Annotated in this window: 13 protein-coding genes; 3 read left to right on the forward strand and 10 right to left on the reverse strand. The window is 66.6% G+C overall.

Translation table 11 applies throughout. The annotated features are described in order from the left end of the window. On the reverse strand, positions 1 to 197 hold a 197-nt coding region (locus tag ABWP84_RS16685), incomplete at its 3' end, for a hypothetical protein (RefSeq protein ID WP_353213170.1). Between ABWP84_RS16685 and ABWP84_RS16690 the strand changes: the two genes are divergently transcribed. After that, positions 111 to 440 (forward strand): ParB N-terminal domain-containing protein, encoded by a 330-nt coding sequence (locus tag ABWP84_RS16690; protein WP_353213168.1) that lies wholly within the window; start codon positions 111 to 113, stop codon positions 438 to 440. The genes ABWP84_RS16685 and ABWP84_RS16690 overlap by 87 nt on opposite strands. On the opposite strand, the gene ABWP84_RS16695 is transcribed toward ABWP84_RS16690, so the two are convergent. The 9 genes from ABWP84_RS16695 to ABWP84_RS16735 are packed head-to-tail and all read right to left on the reverse strand — an operon-like array spanning position 373 to position 8,487. Then, positions 373 to 1,572 carry a M20 family metallo-hydrolase gene (locus ABWP84_RS16695; protein WP_353213158.1) on the reverse strand — a complete coding sequence of 400 codons (1,200 nt, stop codon included), beginning with the start codon at positions 1,570 to 1,572 and terminating at the stop codon, positions 373 to 375. The genes ABWP84_RS16690 and ABWP84_RS16695 overlap by 68 nt on opposite strands. Continuing rightward, on the reverse strand, positions 1,572 to 2,453 hold the full coding sequence (locus tag ABWP84_RS16700; protein WP_353213159.1) for an alpha/beta hydrolase: 882 nt from the start codon (positions 2,451 to 2,453) through the stop codon (positions 1,572 to 1,574). Before ABWP84_RS16700 ends, ABWP84_RS16695 begins: the two co-directional genes overlap by 1 nt. 10 nt (positions 2,454 to 2,463) lie before the next feature. Next, the gene (locus tag ABWP84_RS16705; protein WP_353213160.1) at positions 2,464 to 3,594 is read right to left on the reverse strand and encodes a pyridoxal phosphate-dependent aminotransferase; all 1,131 of its coding nucleotides are present in this window, start codon (positions 3,592 to 3,594) and stop codon (positions 2,464 to 2,466) included. Beyond that, positions 3,594 to 4,376 (reverse strand): SDR family oxidoreductase, encoded by a 783-nt coding sequence (locus ABWP84_RS16710; RefSeq protein ID WP_353213161.1) that lies wholly within the window; start codon positions 4,374 to 4,376, stop codon positions 3,594 to 3,596. Before ABWP84_RS16710 ends, ABWP84_RS16705 begins: the two co-directional genes overlap by 1 nt. 2 nt (positions 4,377 to 4,378) lie before the next feature. Continuing rightward, positions 4,379 to 5,119 carry an ABC transporter permease subunit gene (locus tag ABWP84_RS16715; protein ID WP_353213162.1) on the reverse strand — a complete coding sequence of 247 codons (741 nt, stop codon included), beginning with the start codon at positions 5,117 to 5,119 and terminating at the stop codon, positions 4,379 to 4,381. Continuing rightward, positions 5,116 to 5,850, reverse strand: coding sequence for an ABC transporter permease (locus ABWP84_RS16720; RefSeq protein WP_353213169.1), 735 nt, complete (start codon positions 5,848 to 5,850; stop codon positions 5,116 to 5,118). The genes ABWP84_RS16715 and ABWP84_RS16720 overlap by 4 nt, the downstream gene beginning before the upstream one ends. Before the next feature lie 2 nt (positions 5,851 to 5,852). Further along, positions 5,853 to 6,623 carry an ABC transporter ATP-binding protein gene (locus ABWP84_RS16725; protein WP_353213163.1) on the reverse strand — a complete coding sequence of 257 codons (771 nt, stop codon included), beginning with the start codon at positions 6,621 to 6,623 and terminating at the stop codon, positions 5,853 to 5,855. After that, positions 6,620 to 7,621 (reverse strand): ABC transporter substrate-binding protein, encoded by a 1,002-nt coding sequence (locus ABWP84_RS16730; protein WP_353213164.1) that lies wholly within the window; start codon positions 7,619 to 7,621, stop codon positions 6,620 to 6,622. The genes ABWP84_RS16725 and ABWP84_RS16730 overlap by 4 nt, the downstream gene beginning before the upstream one ends. Before the next feature lie 11 nt (positions 7,622 to 7,632). Continuing rightward, positions 7,633 to 8,487: a TauD/TfdA family dioxygenase gene (locus tag ABWP84_RS16735; protein ID WP_353213165.1), complete on the reverse strand. Its 855-nt coding sequence runs from the start codon at positions 8,485 to 8,487 to the stop codon at positions 7,633 to 7,635. 131 nt (positions 8,488 to 8,618) lie between these two features. Here ABWP84_RS16735 and ABWP84_RS16740 point away from each other — a divergent pair, with 131 nt between their 5' ends. Further along, positions 8,619 to 9,413 (forward strand): class II aldolase/adducin family protein, encoded by a 795-nt coding sequence (locus tag ABWP84_RS16740; protein WP_353213166.1) that lies wholly within the window; start codon positions 8,619 to 8,621, stop codon positions 9,411 to 9,413. 72 nt (positions 9,414 to 9,485) lie between these two features. Beyond that, positions 9,486 to 10,418 (forward strand): site-specific DNA-methyltransferase, encoded by a 933-nt coding sequence (locus tag ABWP84_RS16745; RefSeq protein ID WP_353213167.1) that lies wholly within the window; start codon positions 9,486 to 9,488, stop codon positions 10,416 to 10,418. The last annotated feature ends 73 nt before the right edge of the window (positions 10,419 to 10,491 follow it).

A 10,491-nucleotide genomic window follows, 5' to 3' on the forward strand; every position in this document is an offset into this window, starting at 1 on the left:
AACTGGATGGCACCATGACGCTTCCCTGGATGGCGGCGAAGATCGTTCTGCGCCCGGTTGCGGAGCTGCGCCCTCATGCTGGCAACGCCCGCGTGCATAGCGCCGAGCAGCTGGAGCAGATCAAGGCCAGCATGCTGGCTTTCGGCTTCACTAACCCACTGCTGGTGGATGAGGCCGGCGTGTTGATCGCCGGGCACGGCCGGCTCGAGGCCGCGTCAGCGCTCGGCATCGCCAAGGTGCCGGTGTGGGCACCGATACGGCAAGGATCGTGGTGGCGACCAATCGGCTGTTGGACCAGCCGCCGCCGAAGCGCGAGCGGGCCAATCCCTATGGCGATGGCCAGGCGGCAGCGCGGATTCTGGCCAGGCTGCGTCAGGCCGACCAGCGCGCCATGGCAGCCGCCACCAGCCGGGCGCCGGCCAGGGCATCGGCGGGGGTGATGCTCTCCGCCGGGTGATGGGTGACGCCGCCCAGGCAGGGAATGAACACCATGGCGCTGGGGCAGATATGGGCCAGGAAGCGCGAATCATGGCCGGCCATGCTGAGCAGGCGCAGGGCGGGCAGGCCAAGGCCCTGGGCCAGCGCCGCCATGTCATCCTGCATCGCCGCATCGAAGCGGCTGGGGAGGGCGGTGGAGAGTTCTTCGGTGCGGGCGGCGCAGGGCTGGGCGGCGGCGGCGATGGTGGCGGCGATGGCATCGCCCAGGCGGAGCAGCGTTGCCGCATCGGGGTGGCGCAAATCGATGGAAAACTGCACCTGCTCCGGCACCACAGAGGGCGCATTGGGCGAGACGGTAAAGCGGCCGATGGTGAAGCGGGTGATATCGGCGGGGTCGGCCGTCAGCGCATCCAGTGCGGTGGCAGCGCGGGCGGCGGCGAGCAGGGCGTCGCGCCGCGTGGCACGGGGGGCGGTGCCGGCATGGGCTGCCTCACCCGCGATGGTGATGGCGAAGGTGCGCTTGCCCTGCAGGCCGGTGACGATGCCCAGCGGCATGCCAGCCTGTTCCAGCACCACGCCCTGCTCGATATGCGGCTCCAGATAGGCATGCACGGTGCCGCCGAGTGGGCCGATGGGCAGCTTCGGCAGGGCGGCGAAGGTGGCCTCCAGCGCCTGTTGCACGGTGATGCCATCGGCGTCGCGGCAGGCCAGGATTTCGGCGATGTCGCGCGCGCCGGCAAAACCGGCCGAGCCCATCATGCCGGGCGCGAAGCGGCTGCCTTCCTCATTGGTCCAGGCCACCACTTCGACGGGGCGACGGGGATTGTCTGGCACCGCTTCCAACGCCGCCAGCACGCCATAGGCACCGTCATATTTGCCGCCGGTGGGCTGGCTGTCGATATGGCTGCCGACCAGCAGCGGCGGCAGGTTTTCCCGGCCCTCGCGGCGGAGGAAGAGATTGCCCAGCGGGTCGGTCCGGGCGGACATGCCGGCCTGTTCGGCCCAGGCGATGAGGCTGCGTTTGGCCTCGGCCTCGGTGGGGGAGAGCGCCGGGCGGTCCACCCCGCCATCCGCCCGGGCGCCATGCTGCGCCAGGCTTTGCAGCCGCTGCCAGAGGCGGGTGCCATCGACCATCAGGAGACCTTCATCACCTCGGCCGGATTGGCGCGCGGGTCGCGCTTGTCCCAGCGGCCGGCCTCAACGGTGGCGATGAATTCGGCCAGATGCAGGTTGAACAGGGCGGGTTCTTCCAGGTTCAGCGTGTGGCCGGTTTTCGGGAAGACACACAGCCCGCAGGCGGGGATGACGCGCTTGAGGTAGAGCGCGGGTTGCAGGCAATGATCGTCCTCATCGCCGGTCATCACCAGCGTGGGCAGGTCCATGGCGCGGAAGCCGGCTTCGAGGTCATAGAGCGAGGGGCGGCGGGCCTGCACGCCGCGCATGGTGGCGGCGGCGCCGGCGGCATCATGCTCGCCGAGTTGCTGGGCGAATTCGGCCCAACCCCGCGGGTCCTTGTTCTGGAATTGCACGCGCGAGGCGCCGAGCGAATAGGTCTTGGCGAATTCCACCGCGCCCTGTTTTTCGAAGCCATCGGCCACGGCCAGCGAGACGCCGCGGAAATACTCCTCGAGCGCCTTTTCGGCGCCATAGCCGGCACCGGCGGCAACGATGGAGAGCGCGCGGCTGGCATGGCTCAGCCCCACATGCAGGGCGCAGAAACCACCCATGGAGAGGCCGACGATATGCGCCTTGGCAATGCCCAGGCCATCCAGCACCGCCACCGCATCGGCGGCGGCGATAGCCTGGCTGTAGCGCTCGATATCGCCGGGTGTGTCTGAAGGCGGATAGCCCCGGGCGGCAAAGGTGATGCAACGATGCCGGCGGGCGAAAAAGCGCAGTTGCGGTTCCCAGCTGCGATGGTCGCCGCCGAATTCGTGGATGAAGAGGATGGGCGTGCCGGTCCCGGCCTCCTCCACCCAAAGCTTGGTGCCATCCGACGTGGGGATATGGGGCATGGGGGGGTCCTTAGTAGCTGACGGGCACGTCGCTCATCGCGCGGGCGCGTTCGACCATGGCGGGCAGCGTGGCACAAAAGCGCTCCATCCAGGGGCGGGGCACGGTGGTGCTGATCTTCACGAAGCGCTCGGCATAGCGCTTGGTGTGATAGCCGCCTTGGCGGATCATGATGCCAGCTTCGGCATAGGCGGCGACGAGTTTTTCCGGGGTGATGCCGGCCTCGAAGACATCCATGGCGACGAAATTGCCGTGGCTGACCGGCACGGGCAGGGCGAGGCCGGGCACCCCGGCCACGGCCTCAGCGATCATCGCCTTGGCCGCACGGTCGGCAGCGATGACCATGGGCAGGAATTCGTGCTTGTGCTCGAGCCCGGCGATGGCGGCGCGCTGCGCCAGCACCGAGGAGCCCAGCGCATTCGGCGCCGCCTCGGCAAAGCGCGCAATCATGGCATGGCTGGCCAACATGGCGCCCACCCGCAGCCCGGCCAGGCCGAGCCATTTGGAGAAGCTGTAGGTGGTGATGGTGCGCTCGGGCGCGAAGGGCGCGAGCAGCGTGTGGCCCTGGGCGAAGTGGCGATAGGTGCAATCATGGATAACGAAGGCATCGCCGGTGATCTCGGCGAAGGCCTCGATCTCCTCGGGCTCGAAGCGGGTGCCCATCGGGTTATTGGGATCCACCAGATAGACAAGTTTGGTTTCCGGCCGCATCGCCGCGCGCAACTGCGCGGGCGAGAGGCGATAGCCCTGCGCCGCCTCATAGACAGGCAATTCGCGCGCCGTGGCACCTAGGCTGCGGGCGAAGGCGAGGGGCCATTTCCAGCCCGGCTCGGCAGCCAGGAGTTCATCGCCCGGGCGCAGCAGCGTGCGCACGGCGTGGGAGAGGCCGGCCACCGCGCCATCGGTGACGATCACGCCGAAGACCGCCGGATCGAGACCCAGATCCTCCAGAATCAGCGCCCGCAACCGCTCCATGCCGAGCGGCGGCGCATAGGCGTTGAATGAGAAATCATCCACCGCCGCATGCATGGCGGCGAGCACTGCGGGATGGGCCGGCAGGTGGTTGGTGTTCTGCCCCAGCCAGAGCAAATCGGGCTGCTGGGTCAGCGCCTCAAAATGCCGGTTGCGTGCTTCATGTTCCATCAGATGATGCTGCCGCGCGACGCGATGCCGCCATCGATGGTCACCACCGTGCCGGTGATATAGCCGGCGCGCTGGCTGGCCAGGAACAGGGTGAGGTCCGCCACCTCCTCCGCCGTGGCAGGGCGCTTGCCGGGATATTTGTCGAACAACTCCTCCCAGCGGGATTCATCGCCATACCAATCGACGGCGCGGCGCTTCATCAGCTTGATCATCCGCTCGGTTGCAACGGGCCCCGGGTTGATGCCCACCACCCGCACACCATGGTCGAGCGAGACGGCGCCGAGCGCCTTGGTGAAGGCCATCAGCGAGGCATTGCCGGAGGAGCCGGCAATGTAGCGCGCATCCCAATTCTCGCCGCTATTGCCGATATCATTGATGATCACGCCATGGCCTTGCGCCTTCATGCGCGCCCAATAGGCGCGGGTGAGGCTGATATAGCCGAAGACCTTGAGGTCCCAGCCGCGGCGCCAGGCGGTATCATCCACCGCCTCGATATCGCCGGCGGGGATGTCACCGGCATTGTTCACCAGGATGTCCACATCGCCCACCGCATCGGCCAGGGCGCGCATGGCGGCATCATCGGCGAGACTGCCGGCATGGATGGTGACCCGCACGCCGTGTTCGGCCTCGATCTCTGCCTTGGCGGCCAGCATTGGCTCGGCCGAGCGGGCGGCCAGATGCAGGTTGCAGCCCTCGGCGGCAAAGCCATGGGCGCAGGCGAGCCCGATGCCCTTGGAGGCACCGGTGATGAGCACGGTCTTGCCGCGCAGTTGCAAATCCATCGTTACCTCCAGAACACCACGCGGCGCTCGATGGCCGAGACCACGCCGAAAAATAGCAGGCTGATGATGGAGGCAACGAGAATGGCCGCCCAGACCTGCAGAAAATCAATCAACAAGACGGCCTGGAAAATCGTCCAGCCCAGGCCGAGTTGGGAGCCGAGCATTTCCGTCACCAGCGTCACGATCATGGCGCGAACGGTGGAAATGCGCAGCCCCGTGGCGATGGATGGCAGCGCAGCGGGCAGCCGCAGCGTCCAGAGCAGCCGCAGCCGCCCGGCGCCGAAACTGCGCAGCAGGGCGATGGCCGCCGGGTCCACCCGCGTCAGCCCATCCAGCGCATTGAGGAAGACGGTGAAGCCCACGATGAAGGCCACCATGATGATCTTTGACAGTGCCCCGGTGCCGAACCACAGCAGCGCGAGCGGCGCATAGGCCGCCACGGGGATGGAATTGACCGCCACCACCATGGGCAGCAGCACGGCGCGCAGGGGTGCGGCCAGCGCCAGCAGCATGGCCAGGCCCACACCCAGCACCGCGCCGATGGCATAGCCGCTCAGCGCCTCATAAGCCGTCATGGCTGCGGCGGGCAAAAGCGCCGCACGGCCGCTCCAAGCCGTGGCCAGGATGCCGCTGGGCGGGGGGAGAATCCATTGCGGCAGGGCAAAGAAGCGCACAGAAAATTCCCAGGCGCCGATCAACAGCACCGCGCCCAGAATTCCACGCAGGATGGCGGCGCGGTTCATAGTTCTTCCCGCCAGAACACCATCGCACGCTCGGCCAGCGCCACCGCGGCGAAGAGCGTGCCGCCCACCGCCGCCGCCACCAGGATGGAGGCCCAGAGGCTGACGATCTGCTCATTAAACATCGCCGCCAGCAGCATGGCACCCACGCCGCGGGTGGCGCCGAACCACTCGCCGACAATGGCGCCGGCCAGCGCGAGGGAGGCGGAAAGCCTGAGTGCGGTGAAAATGCGCGGCAGTGCCGCTGGCAGCAGCAGCTTGCGCATCACAGCCCCCTGCCCGGCGCCAAAGCTGCGCAACAGCGCCACCTGGCGCGCATCCACCGCAGCAATGCCGGCCAGGGTGTTGATCGTGACCGGGAAGAAGGTGAGGTAGAAGGCGATGGCGGCCTTGGCCATCAGCGTATTGCCGAACCACAGCACGACAATGGCGCCAAAGGCGATGACCGGCACAGTCTGCGAGACGATGAAGATGGGCAGCACCATGTCCTTCACCATCGGCAGCCGGGTGAAGAGCAGCGCCGAGGCCACGCCCACCAGACCACCCATGGCAAAGCCCAGCGCCGCCTCGGCCAGGGTGACCAGATAGGCATCGAGGTAGAAGCCGCTTTGCGCCTGCATCGCCGCCGCCACCACGCGGATGGAGGGCAGATAGAATGGGTCGATGGCAAGGCCGACCACCGCCGCCTCCCACAGCGCGAAGAGCAGCAGAATCGGCAGGGCCGCGCGCAGCATGGTCACGCGGAGAAGCTTTTCAGGCTCTCTTCCTCCACCGCGTCCAGCAATTCGCGCTTGATGGCGGTGAATTCGGGGGCGGTGAGCAGATGCGCATCGCGCGGGCGGGGCAGTTCGATGCGGCGGTCGAGCTTGATGCGGCCGGGGCGGGCACTCATCACCACCACGCGGTCGGCCAGGAATATCGCCTCGTCGATGTCATGGGTGATGAAGATGATGGTGCGGCGGTAACGCGCCCAGATGTCGAGCAGCCAGCGCTGCATCATCGAGCGGGTGAGGGCATCGAGCGCGCCGAAGGGCTCGTCGAGCAGCATTAGGTCGCGTTCGAACATGAAGGTGCGCATCAGCGCCACGCGCTGGCGCATGCCGCCGGAGAGTTGCTGCGGGAAGTGTTTTTCGAAGCCTCGGAGGCCGAAATCCACCGCCATTTTTTCTGCGCGCGCGCGGGTTTCGGCGCGCGGCAGGCCCTCGATCTCGCAGGGCAGCAGCGCGTTGTCGAGCACATTGCGCCAGGGCAGCAGCAGGTCCCGCTGCGGCATGAAGGCGGTGCGGCCAAGTAGTTTTCCGGGCTTGCCATCGAGCAGGATGGTGCCGCCGGCATCGGGCTCCAGCAGCCCGGCCAGCATGTTGAACAGGGTGGATTTGCCGCAGCCCGAAGGGCCGATCAGCGTGACGAACTCGCCGGGTGCGATATCGAGATCCACCCGGTCCAGGGCACGGACGGCGCCGAAATTCTTCCCGACGCTGCTGATCGATAATTTAGTGGCTGTCACGCCATCCGCTCGGGCAGGGGGATGGACTGGAGGTATTCCGGGCGGAAGGCGGCGGCGAGGTCGAGGGGTGCTTGAAGAACGCGCTGCTCCACGAAGAAATCATGCGCGCGCTTGATCACGCCGGCATCGAGTGCAAACCAGCCCTGGGTGGCGGCGGGGCCGGCCTGCATGAGGCGAATGGCCTCGGGCAGCATGGCGATCTGATGCGCACGGTCCAGCGTGGGGGCGATTTTCATCACGCTTTCCAGGCCGGCGGCGGGTTCGGCCTTGGCCTCGCGCCAGCCCTTGATGCTGGCGCGCAAAAAGCCTGCCACGGCGCGGGGGTTGGCTTGGGCAAAGGCCTGATTGGCCACCAGCGTGTCGCGCGGGATGGAAATGCCATAATCCTCGGCGCTGAACAGGCGCAGATTGGCATCGCCACCCAGGCGGGCGCGGATGGTGTTCAGTTCATTGTACCAAGTGGCGGCGCAGACATCGGTTTCGCCATTGATGAAGGGCGTGACCGAGACCTGCTGCGGCTGGATATTCACGCTCTCCCGCGTGATGCCCCGCGCGGCCAGCATGCCGTAGAGCACGAGATGGGCGCCGGTGAACCAGGCGGTGACGCGCTTGCCGCGGAAATCTTCCAGGCTGTTGATGTTGCTGGCGCGCTTGGCGACGAAGACGAAGGGGGTGATCTGGTGGTTCATGCCGATGCAGATCACCGGCAATTGGCGTTCACGCGCGGCGAAGAAACTGTCGATGCCGCCGGTCACGCCGAATTGCTCGGCGCCCGATGCCACGATGGTCTCACCCTGGATATTCGGCCCGCCGGGATTGATCGTGAGGTCGAGCCCCTCGGCGCGGTAATGGCCGCGCTCCAGGGCAAGGTAGAAGCCGGCGAATTGGGTTTGCGGCAACCATTTCAGGCGGAGTTGGACGCGGGTGAGGCTTTGCGCCAAAGCGGGGCTGGCGAGCAGCGGGGCGGCAGAGGCGAGCAGGGTGCGGCGTTGCAGCATCGGGAGTTCCTTCAGGCGAGAGCGGGAATTGGCCGTTCGCCGGCCAGCGTGGTGCGGTGCATCAGGCGGATATATTTTGTGTCGTCGTATTCAGTGGCCTGATGCATGGTGTTGCGGTTGTCCCAGGCGACGATGTCGCCCTCCTGCCAGCGGTGGCGATAGACGAATTGTTCCGACACGGCATGGGCGTTGAGCATATCCAGCATCGCGGCGCTGTCCTCGGGCGACAGGCCGGCGATTTCCTTCACCACCTCGCGCCCGACATAGAGTGCGAGGCGGCCATTGCCGGGGTGGCGGCGGACCAGCGGGTGGGTGACATCCGGGGTGGCGGCGCGCTGTTCGGCGGTGAGCGGCCGGTCCGGGAAGGCGCGGTCGTAATAGCCGGCATAGCTGTGGATGGCCTGTAGCGGCAGGATGCGGGCCTGGGTTGCGTCATCCAGCGCCTCCCAGGCCTGGTGCATGCAGGCGAAGAGGGTGTCGGCACCCTCGGGCGGGCAGATGCGGCCATGCAGCACGGAGCCGACGGCAGGTTCAGCGCGATAGGACCAGTCGGAGTGCCAGTTCATGCCCTCCTTGTGGTTGCCGATGGGCTTGCCCTCACGCAGGGCGTTGGAGAGGACGTAGATCTCCGGATGCGGCGTGGTGAGGAACTGCGTCAGCACATGGATCTGCAAATCGCCCAGGCGGCGGCTGAAGGCGATGTGCCCGGCCTCATCAATGCGGCTGCCGCGAATGACGACCACGCCCTTGCTTTGAAATGCTGCGGTGATAGCGGCCCAATCGGCATCCGAAACTGGGCCGGCCAAATCGAGGCCGCGGATCTCCACGCCAAAGCCGGGATGCAGCGGGATGATTTGCAATGCCATGTCGTTGCCAATCGGTGATCACGCGCCCCATTGCGCGCCGGAAATGTGAAACCTGCCGGCAGGCTTGGCAAGCGCCCTGGCGGGGCGGCATGCTTTGGGTTGCAGGCATTTCGCCCGGAAAGGATGCAGCCATGCCCGATACCATCCCAGCCACCGAGCTTCGTGACAGCAGCGCCGGCTATACCCCGCATGTGATGCGTGACGAGGCGGATGCCCGGCTTCATCTCGCCGCCGCCTATCGCCTGCTGGCGGGCTTGGGGATGGATGACCTGATCTACACCCATATATCGGCCCGGGTGCCGGGGGAGCCTGATCATTTCTTGATCAATCCCTTTGGCCTCAGCTTTGATGAGGTGACGCCGGAATCGCTGGTGAAGATCGACCATGAGGGCCGCAAGGTGGCGCCCAACCGGTTTGACGCCAATGCGGCGGGCTTTGTTATTCACTCGGCCATCCATATCGGCCGGCCGGAGGTGGATTGCGTGATGCACACCCATGCCCATGCCTCGGTCGCCATCGCCGCCCGGCCGGAGGGGCTGCTGCCGCTGAGCCAATTTGCCATGCGGTTTTTCAACCGGGTGGCGACGCATGATTATGAGGGGCTGGCGCTGAATTTGGGCGAGCGGGAGCGGCTGGTGGCGGATTTGGGCCAGCACCACACGCTGCTGCTGCGCTACCACGGCGTGCTGACCTGCGGGCGGACCATCCCGGAGGCGTTTATTCTGGCCTATTATTTTGAGCAGGCGGCGAAGGTGCAATTGGCCGCCATGGCCGATGGCCGGGCCTTGCCACTGCCGCCGGCCGAGGTGTGCGAGACCACGGCGCTGCAATTCGAGAACCAGGCCTCGGCGGCGGGAGAGCGGGAATGGTCGGCGCTGCTGCGGCGGCTGGACCGGGAAAGCCCGGGTTGGCGGGGGCAGGGCTGAAACTGGCATCTTTACGGCTCGAGAACATTACACGACATGCGACAAGGCCGCCTTTCGGAAAGGATAAGGCCCATGGCCGTGAAGCGTGCTCGGCCGGCGAAGCCGGTCAAGCCGGCGAATGCCGCCCTCGCCCGGCTGCTGGCCGCAGCCGATGCTGGTCTTGGCTACGATACCGACGAGGCACCTCCGCCGCCCGTGGTTCCGGTCACCCGTACCGGCGACCTCTGGCGCTGTGGCGACCATCGCCTGCTGTGCGGTGACGCCACGAAGCTGACCGACGTGCAGCGTGCCCTGGGCGCTGGCCACCTGGCCGATATGGGCTTCCTCGATCCACCCTATAATGTGGCATACGAAGGCGGCACTGCGGCCAAGATGACCATTGCCAATGACGCGCTGGGCGGGGGCTTCCTCGACTTCCTGCGGCCGGCGCTGGCCAATGTGCTGCAGGTGAGCAAGGGCGCCTGCTACGTCTGCATGTCCTCCTCCGAATGGCCGGTGCTGCACCGCGCCTGGCAGGAGGCGGGCGGCAAATGGTCCAGCACCATTATCTGGGCAAAGAACACCTTCGCGCTGGGCCGGGCCGACTACCACCAGCAGTTTGAGGCAATGCTCTATGGCTGGAAGGCTGGCTCGCAGCATTACTGGTGCGGCGCCCGCGACCAGGGAAATGTCTGGCACTTCGACAAGCCGGCCCGCAACGATCTGCATCCCACCGTGAAGCCGGTCGCGCTGGTCGAGCGCGCCATCCGCAACAGCAGCAAGCCGCGTGACACAGTGCTGGACTGCTTCGGCGGCTCGGGCACCACCATGATCGCGGCTGAGCGCACGGGGCGGCGGGCCGTGCTTCTGGAGTTCGACCCCGCCTATGCCGATGTCATCGTGCGGCGGTGGCAAGAGGCGACCGGTGAGGCCGCCGTGCTGGAGGGCGAGGATCGCATCTTCGCTGATATCGCCGCGATGCGCGGCGTCGTCGATCATGATGTGATCCAGACCGCCGAAACATAGCAATCTCATTGCGTCGCATATCCGCCAAGTCGGTCCCAATAAGACGGGGGCTAAGGGCTCCTTCACCATTTAC

Origin of the sequence: Rhodovarius sp., from assembly GCF_040399605.1 — a bacterium.
GTDB classification, from domain to species: Bacteria; Pseudomonadota; Alphaproteobacteria; order Acetobacterales; family Acetobacteraceae; genus Rhodovarius; species Rhodovarius crocodyli_A.